Source organism: Brevundimonas sp. FV1ps31S (assembly GCF_058681265.1).
Genome location: NZ_CM178735.1, coordinates 191660 through 214350, shown reverse-complemented (window position 1 = coordinate 214350; position 22691 = coordinate 191660). Strand labels below are relative to the sequence as shown.

Here is a 22691-nt window from a genome sequence, read left to right as displayed (position 1 = left end):
GCTCCCTTTCGCCGAACCGGCGACAAGCGGTCGTCCATGAATTCCGCCGCCCTTCCCGTCCGCCGCCCGCCCCATATCGTCGATGTCCTCATCGCCGAACGCGCCCCGCGTCTGACTGCCTCGCCCTGGTGGCCAGCGGTGCGGCCGGGTCTGTATTCCGTGCTGAACTACAAGGCTGCGGTGCGCATGGCCGACGCCATCCAAGGCCGGTCGGGGGCCGAAACGCTGGACTATGTCTCGGACCTGCTCAGCCTGAAGGTCTCCACCACCCATCTGGACCGCCTGCCCGCGACCGGCCGGTGCGTCGTCGTCGCCAATCATCCCACCGGCATCGCCGACGGGGTCGCGGTCTATGACGCCGTCCGCCGGCGTCGCCCCGACGCCATCTTCTTCGCCAACGCCGACGCCCTGCGCGTCTCGCCGCGCCTGGCCGAGACGGTCATCCCGGTCGAATGGGTCCACGACAAGCGCACCCGCGAAAAGACCCGCGCCACCCTGAACGCCGCCAAGGAGGCCTTCGAGGCCGAACGCTGCGTCGTCATGTTCCCCGCCGGCCGTCTGGCCCGGGAGCAGAACGGCGTCCTGACCGATCCCGAATGGGCGGCGACCGCCGCCTCCCTGGCGCGCAAATACGGCGCTCCGGTCATTCCCATGCACGTGACCGGCCCCTACAGCCGGCTGTTCCACCTGTTCGACAAGGTCTCGCAGGAACTGCGCGACGTGACCCTGTTCCACGAACTGCTGAACAAGGCGGGCAAACCCTTCGGGGCCGTAGTCGGTCTGCCGATCCCGCCCGACCGCCTGGACGTGGACGCCGTAAAGGCCACCGTGGCCCTGAAACATTTCACCGAACGCACCCTGGCCGCCGATCCCGACGCGGTGTTCCCATGAAGATCGAACTTCCCGACGCCGAGGCCACGACCCGTCTGGGCCAGGTTATCGCCCCCCTGCTGGCGGCGGGTGACAGCCTGCTGCTGTACGGGCCGCTGGGCATGGGCAAGTCCACCCTGGCGCGCGGCCTGATCCGCGCCCTGACCACGCCGGACGAGGACGTGCCCAGTCCGACCTTCACCCTGGTTCAGTTCTACGAGAGCGACCCGCCCGTCGCCCATTTCGACCTCTATCGCCTGACCCGACCGGAAGAAGCGTTCGAGATCGGCCTGGACGACGCCCTGGACGAGGGCTGCGCCATCATCGAATGGCCCGAGCGTCTGGGCGACACGCCCGAGCGGTTCCTGGGCCCGGACCGGCTGGTCATCGAAATTTCCGAACACGGCGACGGCCGTGTTGCGACCGTTTCCGGCGCAGGCCGGTGGGAAGACCTGATCGACCATGTCCGTTTCTGACCGCGAACAGCTTCGCCTCGACTTCCTGAAGGGCGCCGGCCTGGCCGAGGCGGCGCGCGCGCCCCTGCCCGGCGACGCCTCGACGCGGCGCTACGAGCGGCTGACCACGCCGGACGGCGCCAGCCTGATGCTGATGGACCAGGCGCCCGCCGCCGAAAGCCCGCCCGCCGATCCGGCTTGGACGCCGCAGCAGCGCCAGGCCGCCGGCTGGAACGCCGTGGCCCGCCTGTCCGCCGGCCGGATCGAGGCCTTCGCCGCCGTCGCCGCCCATCTGAAGTCGCTGGGCCTGTCCGCCCCCGAAATCCCGGCGCTGGACGCCCCGAACGGCCTGGCGGTGCTGGAGGATTTCGGCGACGCGCTGTTCGCCCGCGTGATCGAGGACGGCGCCGACGAGGCGCCGCTGTATTTGACGGCTATCGAGGCCCTGGCCGCCCTGCACGAGGCCGGCGCCCCACCGCAGACCCTGCACGGCCCCGGCGGCGACTGGCCCCTGTTGACCTATGACGAGACGGCGCTTCAGGGCGGGGCGGACCTGTTCGTCGAATGGCTGCCTCGGCTCGACGATCGCGTCGCCTTCGACGCCGCCGCCGTCGCCGACTGGCGCGAGGCCTGGGCGCCCCTGGTCGCCTCGGGCGCAGCGGGGGCCTCGGTCATGGCCCATCGCGACTATCACGCCGAGAACCTGATCTGGCTGCCCGAGCGCGACGGTCCCGCCCGCGTCGGCATGATCGACTTCCAGGACGCGGTGCGCGCCCACCCCTCCTGGGACCTGCACTCCCTGCTCCAGGACGCCCGCCGCGACGTGTCGCCGGCGCTGGAGGCCGAGGCCCTGGACCGCTATTTCGCCCTGCGGCCCCAGGTCGACCGCGCCGCCTTCATGGCCGACTACTCAGGCCTGGCCGCCCTGAATGAGGCGCGGATCATCGGCATCTTCGCCCGGCTGATCGCCCGCGACGGCAAGCCTCGCTACCGCCAGTTCCTGCCGCGCATGTGGCGGCATCTGAACGCCAATCTGGACCAGCCGGCCCTGGTGCCCGTCGCCCGCTGGTTCGACCGCCATGTCCCCGCCGAGGTGCGCGCATGACCGCTCCCAAGACTGCGATGGTCCTGGCCGCCGGCCTCGGCACCCGGATGCGTCCCCTCACCGACGACCGGCCCAAGGCCCTGGTCGAGGTGGCGGGCCGCGCCCTGATCGACCATGTGCTGGACCGATTGGCGGGCGCTGGGGTCGAGACCGCCGTGGTCAACGTCCACTGGTTCGCCGACCGGCTGGAAGGTCATCTGGCCGCGCGCGGACGCGACCCACGGATCATCATCTCCGACGAACGCGCCGAACTGCTGGAAACCGGCGGCGGCCTGAAGAAGGCTCATCCCATGCTGGGCGAGGATCCCGTCTTCGTGGCCAATATCGACAGCGTCTGGATCGACAGAGGCGACGCCCTGACCGATCTGATCCGCCTGTGGAACCCGGACACAATGGACGCTGCCCTGCTGCTGGCCCGCCGCGAGGGCTCCATCGGTTTCGAGGGCGACGGCGATTTCTTCCTGGCGGAGGATGGGACGCTGACCTTCCGTGGCGACGCCCCGTCCGCCCCCTTCGCCTATATGGGCGTCCACATCACCCGCCCCGGCTATGCCGACCCCGGCCCCGACGGTCCCTTCTCCCTCAGCCCCCTGTGGCGCAAGTCCGCCGCCGAGGGTCGCCTGCACGGCTGCGTCCTGGACGGCGACTGGATGCACGTCGGCGATCCCCAGGCGCGGGATCAGGCCGAGGCGAAACTGGCGGGAGACGCGTGAGCGCGTTCGATCCTTTCACGGCGTCCAGCCCCCGCTGGTACGCCGTCCCGGCCCACCGGCCGTTCCTCGAAGACCTGGCCGCCGGCGTCCTGGCCTGGTTGGGCGATCTCCCGCCCGAGACCCTGTCCGACGCCACCATCCTTCTGCCCAACCGCCGCGCCGCCCGCGCCTTCACCGGCGCCCTGTCGAAACTCTCGCAGGGGCGCCCCATCCTGCTGCCCCAGGTCCGGCCGCTGGGCGATCTGGAGGAGGACGAGCCGCCCTTCACCCCCGGCGCCCTCGGCCTGGACCTGCCGCCCGCCATCCCCGCCCTGACCCGCCGGTTCGAGATGGCGCGGATGATCGTCGAACAGTTCGACGACAGTCTGACGCCGATGCGCGCCCTGGACCTGGCCGACGCCCTGGGCGGCTTCCTCGATTCCTGCCAGCTGGAAGAGGTCCAGAACCCCGAACGGATTGCGACCCTGGTCGACGGCGAGATGGCCGAACACTGGGAACGCTCGGCCGAATTCCTGGGGCTGGCGGTCGAGGCCTGGCCGAAGCGCCTCGTCGAACTGGGCCTGGTCGATCCCGCCTGGCGCCGCGCGACCCTGCTGCGCCGCCTCGCCGAACTGTGGGACCACACGCCTCCGGCGCAAGCTGTCATCGCCGCCGGTTCGACCGGCACCGTCCCCGCAGCCGCCGACGTCCTGGGCGCCGTGGCTAGAGCGCCCCTGGGCTGCGTCGTCCTGCCCGGCCTCGATCTCGATCTGGACGCCCAGGTCTGGGACCAGTTGGACGAACAACATCCGCAAAGCGCGATGAAGCGACTGCTGGACCGGGTCGAGGTCGCCCGCGCCGATGTCCGCCCCTGGTTCGCCCCGTCCCAGCTCCCCGCGCACCTAGCCCGTGGCCAGGCCCGCCAGCGCCTGGTCAACGAAGCCCTGCGCCCCGCCGAGGCCACCGACGACTGGCGCCGCGCCATCCGCGACATCCGTTCGGCCGCCGCCGCGCGGGGCGAGGCGCGCGACCCCATCGCCGAGGGGCTTCAGGGCCTGTCCCTGCTCACCGTCCGCGCTGAGGAAGAGGCCGCCGCCGCCATCGCCCTGATGATGCGCGAAACGCTGGAAACGCCCAATCCTGATGGAACGGGCAAGACCTGCGCGCTGGTCACGCCCGACCAGGCCCTGGGCCGCCGCGTCGCCGCGCGGCTGGAACGCTGGGGCGTCATCCCGGATTCGTCGGCCGGCGCGCCCCTGTCGCGTCTGCCCGCCGGCGCTCTGGTCGATCTGTGCGCCCGCTGGATCGCCGATCCGGTCCAGCCCCATCTGCTGCTGGCCGTCGTCAAACACCCGTTGGCCCGGTTCGAGCTGGGCGACTCCCCTCAGGCCGCCGCCGTCGCCGCGCTGGAGGAACACGCCCTTCGCGGCCCCCGCCCCCGCGACTTCGCCGCCATCCGCCGCCGCCTGCTGGAGGCGGTCCAGCCCGACCGGCGCGGCAAGGCCCCGCCCGAGTGGAAACAGACCCGACTGTCGGCCGCCACCCGCCTGGTCGATCATCTGCAAACCGCCGTCGAAGCCGCGACCGCCCTCTTCACGCCCGACGCCGATCTGAACACGGCCGCCTCGGCCCTGACCCGGCTGATCGAAGCGCTTGCCGGTCAGGACGCCTGGGCCGGCCCCGACGGCGAGGCCGCCGCCGGCCTTCTGTCCGGCTTGATCGAGGGCGGGGCCTCCCTGGGCCGCATCCGCCGCGCCGAATTGGCGGAACTGGTCGCGTCCCTGGTGCAGGAGACCGTGGTCCGCACCGGTGGGGCGACACATCCGTCGCTGCGGATTCTGGGGGCCATCGAGGCCCGCCTGGTCCGCGCCGACCGGATGATCCTGGCCGGGCTGGAAGAAGGCGTCTGGCCCCAGGCCGCCCCGACCGACCCCTTCCTGTCGCGCCCGATGCGAAAGGCCCTAGGCCTGCCCCCGCCCGAACGCCGCCTGGGCCAGACGGCCCAGGACTTTGTCCAGGCCGCCTGCGCCGACGAGGTGATCCTGGTCCACAGCGAACGGCGCGGCGGCCAGCCGGCCGTGCGTTCGCGCTGGCTGTGGAGGCTGGAGATGCTGACGCGCGGCGCCGATGCGGCCGAGACGCCGGTCTCCATCGCCCGCCCGACCACCGTCCTCGACTGGGCCCGCGCCCTGGACGCGCCCCCGCCCGGCCCGCCGCGCTTCGCCAGACGGCCCGAGCCGCGCCCGCCGGTGCATCGCCGTCCGCGCAGCCTCTATGTCACCCGTATCGAGCGCTGGGTGCGCGACCCCTACGCCATCTACGCCCTGTGGGTGCTGGGGCTGGAGGCGATGGAACGGCCCGGCGCCTCGGCTGAAGCCCTGGCGCGCGGCAACGCCGTCCACGCCGCCATCGAACGGCTGACGCTGGACTGGCCCGACGACCTGCCTGACGACTGCGAAACCATCCTGCACGACCATCTGCTGCGCGAACTGGGCGCGCGCGGGTTCGAGGATGCGGCCATGGCCCGCGAGGCGCCCCTGGCCCGCAATTGTGCCCGCTGGCTGACCGATTTCGAGCGCCGCCGCCGCGCACGGGGCATCGACATCCTGGTCGAGCAACAGGGGACCATGACCTTCGACGCCCCCGTCGGCCCCTTCACCGTCAAGGCCTTCGCCGACCGGATCGAACTGGCCTCCGACGGCGCGGCGGTGATGGACTTCAAGACCGGCGCGGCCCCCAGCGCCAAACAGGTCAAGTCCGGCTTCGCCCCCCAGTTGACCCTGACCGCCGCCATCCTGGCCGACGGGGGGTTCGAGCGGACCAACGGCCCGGTCACGCCCGACGAACTGACCTATGTCCGCGTGGTCGGGCGCAAGACGGCGGGCGAGGTCATCACCCGCGCCTCGGGCGCAGAAGCCGCCGACCTGGCCCAGGCGGCGCTGGACGGGCTGAAGCGCCGCATCGCCCGCTTCGACGACGAGAACACCCCCTATGTTTCCTGGGCCGCGCCCCAGTTCATGGGCAACCAGGGCGGCAACTACGACCATCTGGCCCGCGTCTGGGAATGGTCAGTGATCGGCGACGTGGACGACGGCGAATGACCTCACCCTCCCCTCAGATCGTTGCGGCCGACCCGCGCCTGACCGTCTTCGTCACGGCCAACGCCGGCTCAGGCAAGACCACCACCCTGGTCAACCGGGTGGCGCGGCTGCTGCTGGACCAGGTCGATCCGGGCGCCATCCTGTGCGTCACCTACACCAAGGCCGCCGCCGCCGAGATGCAGGCCCGACTGTTCGACCAGCTGGGCGGCTGGGCCGTGCTGGACGACGCCGCCCTCTCGCGTGAACTGGCTCGGCTGGACGACGGCGACCCGCAGGCGATGGACCACGCCGCGCTGTCCCGCGCCCGCAAACTGTTCGCCCGCGCGCTGGAGACGCCCGGCGGGCTGAAGATCCAGACCATCCACGCCTTCTGCGAAAAACTGCTGCGTCGCTTCCCGCTCGAGGCCGGGGTCTCGCCCCGCTTCACCGTGCTGGAAGACCAGGCCGCCACCGCCCTCAGCCATTCCGCGCGCGAGGACCTGGCCCGCGCCGCCGTCGCCGCCCCGGACGGTCCCATCGGCCTGGCCTACAGCCATTTCGCCGTCGAACTGGACTGGCAGAGATTCCAGGCCCTGCTGTCGATGATCGAGGCCAAGCGCGCCGATCTGCTGGACTATATCGACCGCGCCGAGGCTGGAACCGCGCCCGACCCTTACGCCCTGACCGGCGCCGAGACGGGCCGCAGTCCCGAAGAGCTGGAACACGACTTCGTCGCCTGGATCGACCCCGCCGAATGGAACCGCATGGCCGAGGCCATGGAGACCGGCTCGACCAACGACCGCAAGATCGCCGACGCCATGAGCGTGGCCGCGCCCCCCTACGCCGGGTTCGCGGCCCTGGCCGCAGTCTTCTGCACCCAGGCGGGCGAGCCGCGAAAGAGCATGGGCACCAAGTCGGCGCCGCAAGGGGCGGTCGGCTGGCTGGTCGATCTGCAAACCCAATTCCTCGCCACCCGCGAGGCCCTGCGCAAGGCGCGGATCGCCGACGACACGATCAAGGTCCTGACCCTGGCCCGCGCCCACGCCGCCTTCTACGAGGCCGCCAAGGCCCAACGCGGCGCCTTGGACTTCCCCGACCTGGTCGCCCGCGCCGCCGCCCTTCTGACTCGCAGCGGGGCCGCCGCCTGGGTGCTGTACAAGCTGGACGGCGGCGTCGATCACGTCCTGATCGACGAGGCCCAGGACACCGCGCCGGAGCAATGGGCCATCGTCCGCGCCCTGACCGGGGAGTTCTATTCCGGCCAGACGTCAGGCCGCACCGTCTTCGCCGTCGGCGACGAGAAACAGTCGATCTACTCCTTCCAGGGCGCCCGGCCGGAACGTCTGCGCCAGGAACGGGCCGACTTCCTGGCCCTGGCCGAGGGCGCCGGCGAACCCTTCGCGGGGCCCGAGCTGAACACCTCCTACCGTTCGACCGAAGAAGTGCTGACCTTCGTCGACGCCGTCTTCGCCGACCCCGACCGCACCCGCGCCCTGACCGGCCCCCAGGGCGACATCGCCCGCCACATCCCCGCGCGCATCGGCCAGCGCGGGGCCGTCGACCTGTGGCCCCTGTTTCTCGACGAGCCCGCGCCCGAGACCGACGCCTGGGACGACCCGGTCGATCAGGAAAGCGTCGGCAGCGCCCGCAAACGCCTCGCCCGCGACCTGGCCCGCGAAATCCGCCGCCAGGTCGAAAGCGGCCTCGCCGTCTTCGACAGCCGCACCCGCGAGCTCCGCCCCGCAGGCTACGGCGACTACATCGTCCTGGTCCGCCGACGCGACGCCACCTTCGAAGAGATCATCCGCGCTCTGAAGACCGAGGGCGTCCCCGTCGCCGGGGCCGACCGGCTGAAGCTGTCCAGCCATATCGTCTTCGACGACCTGATCGCCCTGGCCCGGTTCGCCCTCTTCCCCGACGACGACCTGTCCCTGGCCGAGGTGCTGCGCGGCCCCCTGTGCGACGTGGACGAGGACGGCCTCTACGCCCTCGCCGGCCGCGAGAACCGCAAGTCCGGCCAGCTGTGGCGCGACCTGCGCGACCGGGCGCACGAACGCCCCGAATGGACCCGCGCCCGCGACACGCTCCAGGCCGCCATATCCGCGCGCGGCGGCGACCCCTTCGCCTTCTTCTCCCGGGCCCTGAACCGGGTGGATGACACGGGCCGATCCGGCCGCGCCCGCATCCTGGCCCGGCTGGGCCGCGAGGCGGAAGAGGCTATAGACGAGACCCTGAACCAGGTGCTGGCCGCCGAAAATCGCGGCGCCATAGACCTGGAGACCTGCCTGGCCCAGCTGGAGGCCGCCGACGTCGAGGTGAAACGCGAACTGGAGGGGGCGCGCGGCGAGGTCCGCGTCATGACCGTCCACGGCGCCAAGGGGCTGGAGGCGCCCATCGTCATCCTGCCCGACACCACCATGAAGGCGAAGGCCCAGGGCCCGTCCCTGATGCCCGCTGTCACCGATGAAGGTGAAGGCGAGGCCTGGCTGATGGCCCCCGGCTCGGCCAAGGACGACTGCCCCGCCTCGGCCGACGCCCGCGCGGCGCGCCAGGCCCGCACCGACGACGAGACCCTGCGTCTGCTCTATGTCGCCCTGACCCGCGCCCGCGACCGGGTCATCGTCATGGGCCGCGCCTCCAGCCGGGGCGCCGAGCCCGGCAGCTGGTGGTCGGTGATCGAAGAGACCTTCGACCGGCTCGCCGCTGAATCGGGCGACCAGGTGCGCGAGGTCGAGAACGGCGTCCGCCGCTTCGGCGTCGATCCCGAACGCCGCCCCGTCGCGACCGCCCAAGACCGCACGACCGCAGCCCTGCCCGCCTGGGCCGCCGCCCCGCCGCCCGCCGACGCCGCCGCCCGCTTCGCGGCGCCGTCGCGGATGGAGGGCTCGATCCGCATCCCCGCCCCCTCGCCCCTGGCGCGCAGCGCAGCCGGCGGCGCGGCCCTGGGCCGGTTCCGGCGCGGCGACCTGATCCACCGGCTGCTGGAGCGCCTGCCCGAGATCGCGCCCGCCGACCGTCCCGACGCCGCACGGCGCCTGCTGGCGCGCGAGACCGATCTGGACGAAGCCCAGCGCGCCGAAATGATCGCCGCCGCCTTCTCGGTGCTGGACGACGCCCGCTTCGCCCCCGTCTTCGGCCCCGGCTCCCGCGCCGAGGTCGCCCTGACCGGCGCCCTGCCTGGCCCGTCCAGCGTGGCGATCAACGGCCGCATCGACCGGCTGGTGGTGACACCCGACCGGGTCCTGGTCATCGACTACAAGACCAACCGCCCCGCCCCCGACGCCCTCGACCGGGTCGATCCCGCCTATGTGCTTCAGGCCGCCGTCTATGTCGCCGTGCTGAAACGCCTCTATCCCGACCGCCCGGTCGAGGCCGCCCTGGTCTGGACCGACGGGCCCAAACTGATGCCCATCCCGGAAGCGATGCTGGACGCGGCGTTGGCGGACAGTTGAATTGCCCGCGATTCGCTCCCACATCTGCGACCGAACCCGGACGCTCCGGCCAACATCAACACGCGCTCAAGCCGTTCGCCCCCGCGGGCCCGGCGACCGCGCCCCAAGGAGCCATTGATGGCGACTGTAAAAGTCACGGACGAAAGCTTCGACGCCGACGTTCTGAAATCCTCCACCCCCGTTCTGGTGGACTTCTGGGCCGAATGGTGCGGCCCCTGCAAACAGATCGGCCCAGCGCTGGAACAGATCGCCGACGAACTGGGCGGTCAGGTCACCGTGGCCAAGATCAATATTGACGACAGCCCCATGACCCCGTCCAAGCTGGGCGTGAAGGGCATCCCCACCCTGATGCTGTTCAAGGACGGCCAGATGACCTCGATGAAGGTCGGCGCCATGCCCAAGGGCAAGATCGTCGAATGGCTGGCCGAGGCGGGCGTCAAGGCCGACGCCTGATCCTTCGCCCCGTTGAAGATCAAGCGCCCGCCGGTCCCGACCGGCGGGCGTTTTTCATGCTAGGATGATCTCATGAGCGACGAAGACACCCCGATCCCGGCTGACGACCCCGGCGAAACCCCCGTCCAGCGCGCCCTGCGCCTGAAGAAGGCGGCGCTCAACGCCCGTCCCCAGGCCCCGCGCGGCGGGCGCTTCCAGCGCGAACAGAACGCCAGGATCGCGGCGGGCAAGTCGCGGCCCTGGATGAGCAAGTAGACAAATCTCCCTCCCCTTCATGGGGAGCGACGGCGGAGCGTAGCGCAGCCGGGGTGGGGCAGTCAGGACCTCGCTCGCGCCCATTCGGGCCCCACCCTGATCGCTGCGCGATCGTCCCTCCCCATGAAGGGGAGGGAGATAAATCACTCCGGCCAGGTGTCCCGGCTGGCCCCCAGCACCTCCCCCGCCAGATACAGCGACCCGCAGATCGCCACCCGCCCCGCACCAAGCCGCAGCGCCAAATCCAGCGCCTCGCCGACCGACCCCGCCGGCGTCGCCGCCAGCCCATGACCGCGCGCCACCGCCGCCAGGGCCGTCGGCTCAGCCGCCGCCCCGTCGAAGCCGACCGTGAACACCGTCGCCTGACTGTCCTTCAGGGCGGCGAAGAACCCGCCCGCATCCTTGTTCGACAATATCCCGCAGATCAGGGCCAGCGGACGCGGCGCCCGCGCCTGCCGCTCGGCCAGAAACGCCGCCAGCGCCCTCGCTGCATGGGGGTTGTGCCCCCCGTCCAGCCACAGTTCGGCGTCCGCCGCCTTCGCAGCCTCGCCATACGGACCCGCGGAAATCCGCTGCAGCCGCGCGGGCCAGCGCATGGCCTTCAGCCCCTGCGCGATCGCCGCCTCGGGCAGGTCCAGCTCGACCGCCGCCGCCACGGCCAAGGCCGCATTGTCGATCTGATGCGCCCCCGCCAGGGCCGGCGCCGGCAGGTCCATGAACAGTTCGGCCGTCTGGAACGCCAGCCCGCCCCGCTCCGCCCAGGCGTCGAAATCCACCCCCAACACGGTGAGTCGTGCATGAACATCGACGGCCCGCCGCTCGATAGCCTTCATCGCCTCTTCCTGCTGGCGCGCGATCACCGCCGGCGCACCCGCCTTCAACACCCCCGCCTTCTCCGAGGCGATGACGGCCAGGTCCGTGCCCAGAAACTCCGCATGGTCGTAATCGACCGGCGCGATCACGCTCAGCAGCGGCCGCTCGATCACATTGGTGGCGTCCAGCACCCCGCCCAGTCCGACCTCGATGACGGCCAGATCGGCCGGCGTCTCGGCCATGGCCAGGAAGGCGGCGGCGGTGGTGCTTTCGAACACCGTCGCCTCGCTACCCACAGCCTCGATCCGGTCGAGGATGGCGTTCAGATGATCGTCCTCGATCAACCGCCCCGCCAGCCGGATCCGCTCATTGAACCGCACCAGATGGGGCGAGGTATAGGCATGGACCTTCAGCCCCGCCGCCTCGGCGATGGCCCGGATCATGGCCACGGTGGACCCTTTGCCGTTCGTCCCCGCCACATGGACCACCGGCGGCAGCCTGTGCTGCGGATCGCCCAGGGCCGCGCACAGGGCCTTCATCCGATCCAGCGACAGATCGATCCGCTGCGGATGTCGCGCGCGCAGTCGCTCGGAGATCGGGTCCACGGCCGTCAGGCCGCCTGGCGGTTTCCGCCCATCAGCATGGACAGGATCTGGCCCAGGACGCGCGGCAGGTCGGCGCGCACGACCACGCGGTCGACCATGCCCTTTTCCTGAAGATATTCGGCGCGCTGGAAGCCCGGCGGCAGTTTCTCGCGGATGGTGGCCTCGATCACGCGCGGACCGGCGAAGCCGATCAGGGCGCCGGGTTCGGCCAGATGCACGTCGCCCAGCATGGCGTAGGAGGCGGTCACTCCTCCCGTCGTCGGGTCGGTCAGGACCACGGCGTAGGGCAGTTTCGCGGTCTTCAGCTCTTCGATGGCCAGGGTGGTCCGCGCCATCTGCATCAGCGACAGGGCGCCTTCCTGCATCCGTGCGCCGCCGGCGGCGGTGAAGCAGATCATCGGAACCTTGCGGGCCACGGCCTCGCGCGCGGCCTTGATGAAGGCCTCGCCCGCCGCCATGCCCAGCGACCCGCCCATGAAGGTGAAGTCCTGGACGATTACAACGGCCGCCTGGCCGCCGACGACGCCATAGCCGATGGCCATGGTGTCCTTGCGCCCCGCCGCCTTGCGCGCCGCGCTCAGCCGATCCTTGTAGGACTTGCCGTCCGAGAATTTCAGCGGGTCTTCCGGCACGTCAGGCGTGTCGATGGACTCAAACTGGCCGTCGTCGAAGGTGGCCTTCAGCCGCGTCGGCGCGTCGATCCGCATATGGCGGCCCGACGGCGTCACCCACAGCGAGGCCTCCAGATCCGAGCGATACAGCATCTCGCCCGTATCGGGATCCTTGACCCACAGATTGTCGGGGGTGTCGCGACGCGACACGATTTTGCGGACGCCGGGCGCGAAACGGCTCAGCCAGCCGCCGCGCTTTTCCTGGGGTTTGTTCTTGTCGACCATGGACGGGCTCTTAGACGGTTTCCACGGCGGAAGCACTACTGACGACCGATCGGACCGCGTCGCCCAGGGCCTTCACTCGGGCCAGCACGCGCGGCGCAACGGCTTCGCCGGCCTCCAGCGCCGCCGCCACCTCATCCACCAGGGCCGAGCCGACCACCACCGCATCGGCCACACGCGCGATCTCGGCCGCCCGTTCCGGCGTCTTGACCCCGAAGCCGACGGCGACCGGCAGGCCCGACGCCTTTCGCACCCGTTCCACCGCCGGCGCCACGATGTCGGCGTTCGCTTCCTTGACGCCCGTCACGCCGGCTACGGCGACATAATAGACAAAGCCCGACGTGCCCTGGACCACGATCTTCAGCCGTTCGTCGTCCGAGGTCGGGGTCGCCAGTCGGATCAGCGAGATCGAGACCTTGTCCAGCGCTTCGATCAGCGGCCCGGCCTCTTCCGGCGGGCAGTCCACCACGATCAGCCCGTCTATGCCGCAGTCGGCCGCATAGGCGGCGAAGGCGTCATAGCCCAGGCTCTCGATCGGGTTCAGATAGCCCATCAGCACGATCGGCGTGGCGTCGTCGCCCTTCCGGAACTCGCGCGCCAGATCCATGGTCGAACGCAGGCCGAAACCCGCCTTCATCCCGCGAATGGCGGCCCGCTGAATCGGCGGCCCCTCGGCCATCGGATCGCTGAACGGAAAGCCCAGCTCGATGATGTCGGCCCCGGCGGCGGGCAGGCCGCGCAGAAGCTCCAGCGCCTCCTCACGCGACGGATCGCCCCCCATCACATAGGGAATAAAGGCCGCGCGGCCCTCGGCCTTCAGCGCGGCGAAACAGGCGTCGATACGGGCGGTGGTCATTGCGGCGTGGTTTCCGAAGCGGGCTTCTCGGCGGCGGACTTGTCAGCAGCGGCTTGGGCGCACACGTCGCCGGGCACGACGGCGAAGCCCAGATAGCCGGGCAGTTCGGCGACGGCGGTCTTGGTGGTGTCGTAGAAGGCGACCATCTGCATGCCGTCGCAACCGCCGCCCTCGCGACGCTTGATCAGGACGACGCGGTTCTCGTCGCCGCCCGCCGCCAGCCAGCCCTTGGTTTCCAGATCGGCGATATAGGCCTCGGCCAGGGCGCCGACCTGACCCAGGGGCGCGGTGACGCACCAGGCCCGGCCGGCCAGATTGTTCAGACCGCCGCAATCGGGCGAAAGCTGCGCGCCCGGCAGCAGGGCGACATCAGCGGGCTGGACCTGCGCAGGCGCGGGCGCCGCCGTCTGGGCCTGAGCAGCGGTCGAAAGGCTCAGCACGGCGGTCGCCGCCAGCAGGCTACGGATCACAGTTCCACTCCCAGATGTTTGGCGACCTGGAAGATGTCCTTGTCGCCCCGTCCTGACATCAGCAGGACGACATCGCCGCCCTTGCCGACTTCGCGCGCCACTTCGCCCGTCCGCGCCAGGGCGTGGGCCGGTTCCAGCGCCGGGATGATGCCTTCCAGCTTCGAGCACAGCTGGAAGGCCTCCAGCGCCTCATTGTCCGTCGCCGACCGATATTCGGCCCGGCCGATGTCGTGCAGCCAGGCGTGTTCCGGCCCAATGCCCGGATAGTCCAGCCCGGCCGAGATCGAATGGCCCTCGACGATATTGCCGTCGTCGTCCTGCAACAGATAGGTCCGGTTGCCGTGCAGCACGCCCGACCGACCGCCCTTCAGCGACGCCGCGTGGTCCGGCGTATCCAGACCGTGGCCCGCCGCCTCGACGCCGATCAGCCGCACGGCCGCATCGTCGATGAAGGGATGGAAGGCGCCGATGGCGTTCGATCCCCCGCCAATACAAGCCACGACGGCCTCGGGCAGCTTGCCCATCCGGGCCATCGACTGCGCCTTGATCTCCTTGCCGATCACCGACTGGAAATCACGCACCATGGCCGGATAGGGGTGCGGCCCCGCCGCCGTGCCAATGATGTAGTAGGTGTCCGAGACATTGGTCACCCAGTCGCGCATCGCCTCGTTCATCGCGTCCTTCAGGGTCGCCGCGCCCGCCGTCACCGAGAAAACTTCCGAACCCAGCAACCGCATCCGGAAGACGTTCGGCTGCTGCCGCTCCACGTCCACCGCGCCCATATAGACCGTGCAGGGCAGGCCGAACCGCGCCGACACCGTCGCGCTGGCCACGCCGTGCTGACCCGCGCCGGTTTCGGCGATGATCCGGGTCTTGCCCATGCGCCGCGCCAGCAGGATCTGGCCCATGCAATTATTGATCTTGTGCGCGCCTGTATGGTTCAGGTCCTCGCGCTTCAGCCAGATTCGCGCGCCGCCGAAATGTTCGGTCAGGCGTTCGGCGAAATACAGCGGGCTCTCGCGCCCGACATAGTGGGTCAGGAAACCGTCCAGCTCGGCCTGGAAACTGGGGTCCGCCTTGGCCGCCTTATAGGCCGCGTCCAGCTCGTGGATCAGCGGCATCAGGGTCTCGGCGACGAACTGCCCGCCATAGGGCCCGAAACGGCCCTGCGCGTCCGGCCAGGCATAGGCGTTGGACAGCGGCTGAGCAGGATCAGGGGTATGGATGGGGGTCTGGGCGTTCACGAGTCCAACTTTCACGCAGGGAGGCGTCGTAATTACGTCCGGCGCGCGTTTTGGATGAAGGCCGCGATCCGGTCGGGGTCCTTAACACCCGGCGCGCTTTCGACGCCAGAGGACACATCCAGCATCGGCGCCCCGGTGATCCTCAACGCCTCGGCCACATTGTCGGGATTCAGCCCGCCCGCCAGGAACCAGGGATGGCGAAACGCCCGGTCCGCCAACAGGGTCCAGTCGAAACTATGCCCGACCCCGCCCGGCAGGACCGAGCCCTCGGGCGGCTTGGCGTCGAACATCAGATGGTCGGCGTGATAATCCCATTCGTCGGCGGCGAAGAAGTCGTCGCCCTGCCGGATCGGCAGAGCCTTGATCACCCCCGCCCCCGTCAAGGCCCGCACGCCTTCCGCCCGCGCAGGGGTCTCGGATCCGTGCAACTGGATGAAATCGGGCTTCAGCGTCCGCGCGATCTCTTCCAGCAAGGCCTCGTCCGGATCGACCGTCACCACCACGATCTTCGCCCGCCCTCGCGCCCGTTCGAACAGGTCGGCGGCCGCCTCAGGCGCCAGATGCCGGGGGCTTTTCGCAAACACCACCGCACCCACGAAATCCGCCCCGCCATCCAGCGCGGCGTCCAGGGTGTCAGCGGTTGTCAGGCCGCAGATCTTGATCGCAGTCATAGCGAAACGACCTCCACGCCCTTCAGCTTGGCTGCTGCCGCAAGCTCTTTGTCCAGAGTGGCCAAGTCAAAACCGTGTCGCAGAACCACGGCCAGATGCAGGGCGTCGGGTGTTCTTAAGCGTGTTCCATCGCGCAACAGCGCACGGCATGTCACAAAATCCAAGTCGTCCAGACGGCATTCGTCACGCCCGACGCGCCAACCGTCGAACTCGGCCTCGATCTGATCGCGCTTCTCCGCCTTCATAGCGCCCGACCGCACGCGCAATCCCAAGGCTGAACTGAACTCCGCCTCAGCCCACCGGCTGACCACCACGTCCGTCCTGCGGATCAGCAACGCCGCCGCCCATTCCGAATGCTCGTCTTGAACAAAGGCCGAGACGAGGACGCTGGTATCAAGATAGAGGGCCAAAATCAGTCTTCGTCGCGCATCTGGCGGACCAGATCGACGGCGTTCAGACCATCCTCCGGCTTGGCGCGGACCCGTCTAAACCAATCCATATCGACATGTCGGGGCGTTGGCTTGCTCTCCTGCGCGGGCTCAAGCCGCGCCACGGGGACGCCCCGCCGTGTGATGGTCACGGCCTCGCCCGCCAGCATGCGATCCAGCAGCTTGGGCAGGTTGTTCTTGGCTTCGGCGACGGAGTAGCTGGACATGGCCATCAAGATAGCCATCAGGCGTCAAATGTCCACAATCTCGGTTCAGACGAAGATCGACGCGATCTCCTCCGGCGTCAGCAGCCGCCACTGTCCGGGCGCCAGATCGGCCGGCAGCGTCAGGCCGCCCAGCCGTTCGCGGTGCAGGGTCTCGACGTGGTTGCCGGCGGCGGCGAACATGCGGCGCACCTGGTGATAGCGGCCCTCCGTCACCGTCAGCAGGGCCTCGGTCGGGGACACCACCTCCAGCACGGCGGGCGCCAGCGGCTTGTCCTCGCCCTCCAGCACCAGTTCGCCCGAGGCGAACAGCGCCCCTTCCGTCCCGACCAACGGCCGCGCCAGCCCGGCGCGATAGACCTTGGCCACATGGCGTTTGGGACTGATCACCCGGTGCAACAAATCCCCGTCGTCGGTCAGCAGCAACAGGCCCGTCGTCTGCTTGTCCAGCCGCCCGATGGTCGAGATGGCCGGATCGCGCGCCCGCCAACGTCCCGGCAGGATGTCATAGACCAGCGCCCCCTCTTCCTTGTGCGAACAGGTCATGCCCAGCGGCTTGTTCAGCAGGATCACCAGCCCCTGCACCGGATCCAGCGGCTCTCCGTCGATCTCCATCCGCGTCGACAGATCGCGCGTCACCGGAATACGCTTGGACACGTCCGTCAGGTCCGCACCGTCCAGCACGATCCCCCCGGCCTTGGCCATCCGCGCCATCTCGGCCCGCGACCCATAGCCCATCGAGCCGAGCAGTCGATCGACGCGCGATGTGGGGGGCTTCACTTCACCGCCTCGAAGAGCTTGTACCCGCCCGAATCCGTCACCAGCCGCACCCGCATGAAGGCCGCATTCAATTCCGCCTCATAGGGCAGATGCCGATTGGCGACGACCCAGGCGACCCCGCCCTTTTTTAAAAGCTCCGCCGCCTTGCGGATGAACGCCTGACCCAGCCGCCGATCCTCGGCGCCGCCGTCATGGAAGGGCGGATTGCTGACGACGAAGTTCAGTTCGCCGTCCGCGGCCATCGTCCGCACATCGGCCCATTCGACGCTCGCGCGCGGATCTTCGACATTCTTCTTCGCCGCTTCGACCGCCCGGCGATCCAGGTCGATCAGCCGCAGCGACGTCACAGCCCCCGACCGCAGGGCCACCGTCGCCAGCGCTCCATAGCCGCAGCCCAGATCGACGCCCGTCCCCTTCAGCGCGGGCATATGCTGCGCCAGCAGGGCCGAGCCCGCGTCGATCCGATCCCAGGCGAAAATACCCGGCTGCGACCAGGCTTCCAGGCCCGGCACGATCCGCGCCGCGCCCTCGGCTATGGCTTCATCGATCCCGGCCATCGTATCGGGCTTGATCACGATACAGCGGCGGTGGTGCGCCTTGGCCGTCTCGCCCACCTCGACGCCGAAGCCGGTCAGTTCCTTCTTCAGCCGCGACCCGCCCTTGTCCTTCAGAGCCATGACGTCCAGCCGCCCGCCGACCTTCAGCGCCCTCAGCGCCAGGGCCAGGGTGTAGCGCCGCTCCAGCACGCCGGGGGGAGCGTAGATCATGATGTCGTCGACTGAGCTTTCCGGCACGGTCTCAAACGGCGTGGAGCCGGGGATCAGGGGCGAGGTCTGGATCGCGGCGCCCGCTCCAGTGCTGGGCGGATCGAAGACGACCGGCGGTCGGCCGTAAAGAAGCGTGGTCATGCCCCGCCCTTAGAGGCAGACGCCGCAATTCGCCAGCGTCGCGGGACTCAGAACCCCGCCTGCAACAGCGCCAGCCCGACCACCCCGACCACGATCCGCCACCAGGCGAACGGGCCGAACCCGTGCTTGGACACGAAATCCAGCAGGAACCGCACCACCACCAGCGCCGTCAGGAAGGCCACCAGGAAGCCCACCACGATCAGGCCGACGTCGCTGAAATCCAGCGTCTTGTGGTTCTTCAACAGGTCATAGGCCACCGCCGCCCCCATGGTGGGCAGGGCCAGGAAGAAGCTGAACTCGGCCGCCGACCGCTTGTCGGTCTTCAGCAGCAGACCCCCGGCGATGGTGGCGCCCGAGCGCGACACGCCGGGGATCATGGCCAGGCACTGGAACAGGCCGATCAGGAAATAGACCCGCATCGGATACTGGTTGGCGTCCAGCCATTGCGGCCGCTTGTCCATCCGGTCCAGCAGCAACAGGATGATCCCGCCGACGATCAGGGCGACGCAGATCACCTGCGGCGTCTCGAACAGCACGTCCTTTATGAAGCCATAGGCCATAAAGCCGATCACCACGGCCGGTGCAAACGCGACCAGCAGACCGATCAGGAACCGCCGCGCCTCGGGATCAAAGGGCCAGCGCGTCGCCAGGGTCCACAGCCGTTTGAAATAGACGCTGACGATGGCCAGCAGCGCGCCCAGCTGGATGACGATCTCGAACGTCTTGCCCGAGCTCTGGAAGCCCATGAAATGGCCCAGCAACAGCAGATGCCCCGTCGAGGACACAGGTATGAACTCGGTCAGTCCTTCGACAAGACCGAGAATGATCGCCGCAAGCCAGTCAGACATAGGATTCCCGTCGAGCCGGCGGGTTAGTGGCAGCCCGGCTCCGGCCCCACATAGCGCAATCGGGCCCGGATAGGCGAGCCGTCCGTCGCCTGATCCAGCGCATGGGCGAGAAGCCCGACCAGACGCCCCAGCATCAGCAGATCCCCCGCCCCCGTAGGTCCAAGCTCCAGCCGACGCGCCGTCAAGGCCAGGGCCAGGCTGAAGGCGGGGGGCTGGCCTCCGGCGGCCTCGCCGTCGGTCCAGACCGATGCCAGATCAGTCGTCAGATCGGCCGCCGCCAACAGGGCGGTCGCCCGTGGATCGACCCGGCCGAATTCCGCATCGCCAGAGAAGCCGGGCACGCAGCCCCTCAGCCCGATCCAGCGCTGCGCCGCGCCCGACGGGTCGCGGCGCGCCTCGCTGACATAGGCCGCCACATCGTCCATCTCGGCCAGAGATCGCCCAGCGAGGGTGGTGGCGCCCGCCAGCACGGCCCCGGCGAGGGGCGCGCCCCCGCCCGCCGCCGCTCGCGTCGCCAGGACAGCGTCGTCCAGCAGCGCGTCCGCGCCGAGCACAAGGGCCCGGCGGATCAGGTGGCTATGCTGTTCCGCCACCTTGAAGCCGCGCGCCAGCCTCTGATGCAGATAGAGCCGCGGCCCCGGCCCCGAGACGCTGTCCACCACCTCGCTCAGTAGCGAGGCGGCCTCGTGTTTCAGGCTGGCGGGATCATGCGCCCGCAGCGAACGGTCTTCGATGGCGCGCCGCCCCAGCACGGCCAGGATCCGTCTCTGGGTCGATCCGCCGACGATGGGGTCGATCCGGGGCTTCAGCCCGGCGAAGGGATCGGTCTCGCGTGCGTCCCACAGGGTGCGGGCCGCAGTTTCGACCGTAGCCGTCCCGGCCAGCTGGACCACGTCCAGCCCGCGGTAGAACAGTCGTCCATCGGCGATCAGCGTCACCGAGGACTGGATGTCGGCTTCTCCGCGCGCCGCCGCCCCCACGATCGGGGCGCGCACCTCGGCGCCCTCGGTCGAGGCGAGATCCGCGTCTCCGCACAACCGGGCCACGTCGGATACGGCGTAAAGGCTGCGCCGGGGATCGGTCGGATCGGGCCGGGCCGCGATCCGACCCCGGCTGACATAGGCGTACAGGGTCTGGGCCTTGACCCCAAGCCGGGTCAGGGCCTCGCTTCTCGCAATCCACCGTTCGTCAGTGCTCATGCCGTCTCCACGACGATGCCCATCTTAATGAACATCGTGAACCATAGCGCCGTTTTGTGTCCTTAACCCTAACGCGTTCGGCGATTTGTTCCGGGCGAGGGAATCGAGCGCGCGGTTGGCATTCCGCCTGGATTGCGCGAAAAGGGCTCGAATGACGCCGCCCCCCGCACCCACGCCGCCCCCGTCGTCCGCGATTGAGGACGCCCACCTCGCCACCCGACGGATCACCCGCCTGTCGGTCGGGGTGGCGCTGGCGTTGATCACGCTGAAAGCCTTCGCTCTAGGCGCCTCAGGCTCGGTCTCCATCCTGGCGACCCTGGCGGACTCGGTGCTGGATCTGGTCGCGTCGCTGGCCACCTTCTTCGCAGTGCGCTGGGCCGCCGCCCCGCCCGACGAGGATCATCGCTACGGCCGCGGCAAGGGCGAGGCCCTGGCCGCCCTCGTTCAGGCGGGTCTGGTCTTCGCATCCGCCGTCTTTATCGGCTGGGAGGGGATACAGCGCATCCTGGATCCTCGCCCCGTCACCTCGGGCGGCTGGGCGACGGGGGTGGTGATCGTCTCCATCGCCATTACTGCCTGGCTGGTCTGGATGCAGACCCGGGCGCTGAAGAAGACCGGCTCCCTGGCTGTCGCCGGCGACCGCGCCCACTACGCCGCCGATTTAGCCGCCAATCTGGTGGTGCTGATCGGGGTGATCTCCGGCGCCTTCCTGGGCGCGCCGGGCCTGGACGCCGCCGCAGGCCTGGTGGTCGCCGTCTGGCTGTTCTGGGGCGCCACCGGCATGCTGAGGGCCGCCGCCGATCACCTGCTGGACCGCGCCGCGCCCGAGTCCGACCGCGCCGCCGTCACCCACGCCGTCCTGGCCGATCCGCGCATCTCGGGCGTCCATCAGCTGCGCACCCGCATGGCCGGCCAGGTGATGATGGTCCAGATGCACGTCGATCTCGATCCCGAGCTGACGCTGGACGCTGCTCACTCCATTGTGGTCGAGGCCGAGAACCGCATCCTGAGCCATTATCCGACCGCCGACATCCTGATCCACGCCGATCCGCGGGGACGCGCGCCCCGCGTCGCCCCTCCCGCCGATGCTCCAGCGGGGGACGCCGCCCCGCCTCAAGCGGCTCCGCCGTCCGTCTCCCCGTCTGTAGGCGACGACGATCCGCCCGCTGCGCCTGAAACCGCCGCGCCGCGCAAAGGCCCGTGGTCCTGATCCGGTAAACGGACATTAACGGGTGTCCGCGCATTTAGCGGTGATGTCCGGTTCCTGCATCCTGTTCCACTTCCCCTTCCAGCCGGCGTCGCGCGCGGCTCGCCTGGGCCTGGGCGAGGCGCGGATCGAATGGACCGACACCCCGGTTCGTCCCTGGGAGGACGACTGCCCGGTCAACGCCCTCAACCCTTCCGGCCTGCCGCCCGTGGTCCAGACCACCGACCGCGGCCGTCCCCTGACCCTGTGCGAACTGCCCGCCGTCCTGGGCTGGATCGAGGATCAGCAGAAATCCCCCCTGCTTCTGCCAGCCGACCCCGCCGAACGGGCCGAGGCGCGCCGCCTGACCGGCTGGTTCGAGCGCCGCTTCACCGACGAGGTCGACGCCGTCCTGCTGCACGAGCGGATGGAGAAACCCCTGCTCAAACTGGGTCCGCCCGAGGCCCGCGCCCTGCGCCACGGCCGTGACGCCCTGAAATCCCATCTCGCCATGCTGGAAGATCTTGTCGCCGCCCGCGACTGGCTGGCCGGCCGCCGGCTCAGCCAGGCCGACCTGATCGCCGCCGCCCACCTGTCGGTCCTCGACTATTTCGGCGAGGTCCAGTGGGCCAACTGGCCGTCGCTGAAGACCTGGTACTCCAAACTCAAGTCCCGCCCCTGCTTCCGCCCCCTGCTGGCGGACCGCTTCGTCGGCGTGCCGCCCTCGGCCTGGTACGCGGACCTGGATTTCTGAAGCCTACCACCGCCTCTCCCTCCCCCACGTGGGAAGGCGGTCGCGCAGCGACCGGGTGGGGCCGGCAGAGCACAAGCGCACCGCCGCCCCTTACAACGCCTCCGCACCCAACCGCGCGATCCACAGCTTCGCCCGACTGACCAGTTCGTCCTTGCGCCGCAGGTCCGAAATATCCTCCGGCAGGCGGTCCAGCTGTTCGAACCGGAAGTCCTCGGGCGCATGCGCCTTCCACGCCGCCTGCAGCGACCGGTACGGGCTGCCGCCATGGCGCAGCGCAAACCACAGGCCGTTCTGTTCGGTGTCGATGTGGCGGCTTTTGCCGACCCAGACCTGTCCCGTCGCGCTGCAGATGACGGCGTAGACGCCGGCGATGGTCGGCCGCTCCTTGTATTCCGCGATCAGGGTCTTGCGACTTGTCAGGGTCATGGCGTCCTCTTATTTATCCGGGTA

The 22691-nt window shown here is 69.8% G+C and carries 23 protein-coding genes; 10 read left to right on the top strand and 13 right to left on the bottom strand.

The features are described 5' to 3' along the window. The first annotated feature begins 36 nt into the window (after positions 1 to 36). The 8 genes from ACVPT3_RS01010 (at position 37) to ACVPT3_RS00975 (ending at position 10362) form a co-directional block, all read left to right on the top strand. Positions 37 to 891: a GNAT family N-acetyltransferase gene (locus tag ACVPT3_RS01010; protein ID WP_492042378.1), complete on the top strand. Its 855-nt coding sequence runs from the start codon at positions 37 to 39 to the stop codon at positions 889 to 891. Then, positions 888 to 1346 (top strand): tRNA (adenosine(37)-N6)-threonylcarbamoyltransferase complex ATPase subunit type 1 TsaE, encoded by a 459-nt coding sequence (gene tsaE, locus ACVPT3_RS01005; RefSeq protein WP_492042377.1) that lies wholly within the window; start codon positions 888 to 890, stop codon positions 1344 to 1346. Before ACVPT3_RS01010 ends, tsaE begins: the two co-directional genes overlap by 4 nt. Next, positions 1333 to 2430 carry an N-acetylmuramate/N-acetylglucosamine kinase AmgK gene (gene amgK / locus ACVPT3_RS01000; protein ID WP_492042376.1) on the top strand — a complete coding sequence of 366 codons (1098 nt, stop codon included), beginning with the start codon at positions 1333 to 1335 and terminating at the stop codon, positions 2428 to 2430. Before tsaE ends, amgK begins: the two co-directional genes overlap by 14 nt. Next, a complete protein-coding gene (gene murU / locus ACVPT3_RS00995) occupies positions 2427 to 3143 on the top strand; it encodes an N-acetylmuramate alpha-1-phosphate uridylyltransferase MurU (protein WP_492042375.1) in 717 nt (238 codons plus the stop codon). The genes amgK and murU overlap by 4 nt, the downstream gene beginning before the upstream one ends. Next, the gene (addB, locus tag ACVPT3_RS00990) at positions 3140 to 6223 is read left to right on the top strand and encodes a double-strand break repair protein AddB (RefSeq protein WP_492042374.1); all 3084 of its coding nucleotides are present in this window, start codon (positions 3140 to 3142) and stop codon (positions 6221 to 6223) included. Before murU ends, addB begins: the two co-directional genes overlap by 4 nt. Beyond that, complete coding sequence (gene addA / locus ACVPT3_RS00985) at positions 6220 to 9654, top strand: double-strand break repair helicase AddA (protein ID WP_492042373.1); 3435 nt, start codon at positions 6220 to 6222, stop codon at positions 9652 to 9654. The genes addB and addA overlap by 4 nt, the downstream gene beginning before the upstream one ends. Positions 9655 to 9771: 117 nt before the next feature. After that, entirely contained in the window at positions 9772 to 10107 is a 336-nt protein-coding gene (gene trxA / locus ACVPT3_RS00980) for a thioredoxin (protein ID WP_008259544.1), read from the top strand. 72 nt (positions 10108 to 10179) lie between these two features. Beyond that, the gene (locus tag ACVPT3_RS00975; protein ID WP_492042372.1) at positions 10180 to 10362 is read left to right on the top strand and encodes a hypothetical protein; all 183 of its coding nucleotides are present in this window, start codon (positions 10180 to 10182) and stop codon (positions 10360 to 10362) included. A gap of 143 nt (positions 10363 to 10505) precedes the next feature. Here ACVPT3_RS00975 and ACVPT3_RS00970 read toward each other — a convergent pair whose 3' ends face one another. From ACVPT3_RS00970 to ACVPT3_RS00915, 12 genes are all read right to left on the bottom strand, one after another. Continuing rightward, a complete protein-coding gene (locus tag ACVPT3_RS00970) occupies positions 10506 to 11780 on the bottom strand; it encodes a bifunctional folylpolyglutamate synthase/dihydrofolate synthase (RefSeq protein WP_492042371.1) in 1275 nt (424 codons plus the stop codon). A gap of 5 nt (positions 11781 to 11785) precedes the next feature. Continuing rightward, complete coding sequence (accD, locus tag ACVPT3_RS00965; protein WP_492042370.1) at positions 11786 to 12676, bottom strand: acetyl-CoA carboxylase, carboxyltransferase subunit beta; 891 nt, start codon at positions 12674 to 12676, stop codon at positions 11786 to 11788. Between the two features lie 10 nt (positions 12677 to 12686). Continuing rightward, complete coding sequence (gene trpA / locus ACVPT3_RS00960; RefSeq protein WP_492042369.1) at positions 12687 to 13529, bottom strand: tryptophan synthase subunit alpha; 843 nt, start codon at positions 13527 to 13529, stop codon at positions 12687 to 12689. Then, positions 13526 to 13999: a hypothetical protein gene (locus tag ACVPT3_RS00955; RefSeq protein WP_492042368.1), complete on the bottom strand. Its 474-nt coding sequence runs from the start codon at positions 13997 to 13999 to the stop codon at positions 13526 to 13528. The genes trpA and ACVPT3_RS00955 overlap by 4 nt, the downstream gene beginning before the upstream one ends. Beyond that, positions 13996 to 15198, bottom strand: coding sequence for a tryptophan synthase subunit beta (gene trpB / locus ACVPT3_RS00950; RefSeq protein WP_492043853.1), 1203 nt, complete (start codon positions 15196 to 15198; stop codon positions 13996 to 13998). The genes ACVPT3_RS00955 and trpB overlap by 4 nt, the downstream gene beginning before the upstream one ends. Positions 15199 to 15275: 77 nt before the next feature. Next, positions 15276 to 15914: a phosphoribosylanthranilate isomerase gene (locus ACVPT3_RS00945; protein WP_492042367.1), complete on the bottom strand. Its 639-nt coding sequence runs from the start codon at positions 15912 to 15914 to the stop codon at positions 15276 to 15278. Continuing rightward, the gene (locus tag ACVPT3_RS00940) at positions 15911 to 16324 is read right to left on the bottom strand and encodes a type II toxin-antitoxin system VapC family toxin (protein ID WP_492042366.1); all 414 of its coding nucleotides are present in this window, start codon (positions 16322 to 16324) and stop codon (positions 15911 to 15913) included. Before ACVPT3_RS00940 ends, ACVPT3_RS00945 begins: the two co-directional genes overlap by 4 nt. 2 nt (positions 16325 to 16326) lie before the next feature. After that, positions 16327 to 16587: a type II toxin-antitoxin system Phd/YefM family antitoxin gene (locus ACVPT3_RS00935; protein WP_492042365.1), complete on the bottom strand. Its 261-nt coding sequence runs from the start codon at positions 16585 to 16587 to the stop codon at positions 16327 to 16329. A 27-nt stretch (positions 16588 to 16614) separates the two neighbouring features. Further along, positions 16615 to 17304, bottom strand: a complete 690-nt coding sequence (locus ACVPT3_RS00930; RefSeq protein ID WP_492043852.1) for a pseudouridine synthase — start codon at positions 17302 to 17304, stop codon at positions 16615 to 16617. Between the two features lie 38 nt (positions 17305 to 17342). Continuing rightward, the gene (locus tag ACVPT3_RS00925) at positions 17343 to 18254 is read right to left on the bottom strand and encodes a class I SAM-dependent methyltransferase (RefSeq protein WP_492042364.1); all 912 of its coding nucleotides are present in this window, start codon (positions 18252 to 18254) and stop codon (positions 17343 to 17345) included. A 47-nt stretch (positions 18255 to 18301) separates the two neighbouring features. Next, positions 18302 to 19102, bottom strand: a complete 801-nt coding sequence (locus ACVPT3_RS00920; protein WP_492042363.1) for an undecaprenyl-diphosphate phosphatase — start codon at positions 19100 to 19102, stop codon at positions 18302 to 18304. A gap of 23 nt (positions 19103 to 19125) precedes the next feature. Further along, complete coding sequence (locus tag ACVPT3_RS00915; protein ID WP_492042362.1) at positions 19126 to 20301, bottom strand: citrate/2-methylcitrate synthase; 1176 nt, start codon at positions 20299 to 20301, stop codon at positions 19126 to 19128. A 151-nt stretch (positions 20302 to 20452) separates the two neighbouring features. Here ACVPT3_RS00915 and ACVPT3_RS00910 point away from each other — a divergent pair, with 151 nt between their 5' ends. Both ACVPT3_RS00910 and fzlA read left to right on the top strand, forming a co-directional pair. After that, a complete protein-coding gene (locus tag ACVPT3_RS00910) occupies positions 20453 to 21511 on the top strand; it encodes a cation diffusion facilitator family transporter (RefSeq protein WP_492042361.1) in 1059 nt (352 codons plus the stop codon). 43 nt (positions 21512 to 21554) lie between these two features. Next, positions 21555 to 22241 (top strand): FtsZ-binding protein FzlA, encoded by a 687-nt coding sequence (gene fzlA / locus ACVPT3_RS00905; RefSeq protein ID WP_492042360.1) that lies wholly within the window; start codon positions 21555 to 21557, stop codon positions 22239 to 22241. Between the two features lie 90 nt (positions 22242 to 22331). Here fzlA and ACVPT3_RS00900 read toward each other — a convergent pair whose 3' ends face one another. Continuing rightward, entirely contained in the window at positions 22332 to 22667 is a 336-nt protein-coding gene (locus ACVPT3_RS00900) for a GIY-YIG nuclease family protein (protein ID WP_492042359.1), read from the bottom strand. Positions 22668 to 22691: the final 24 nt, after the last annotated feature.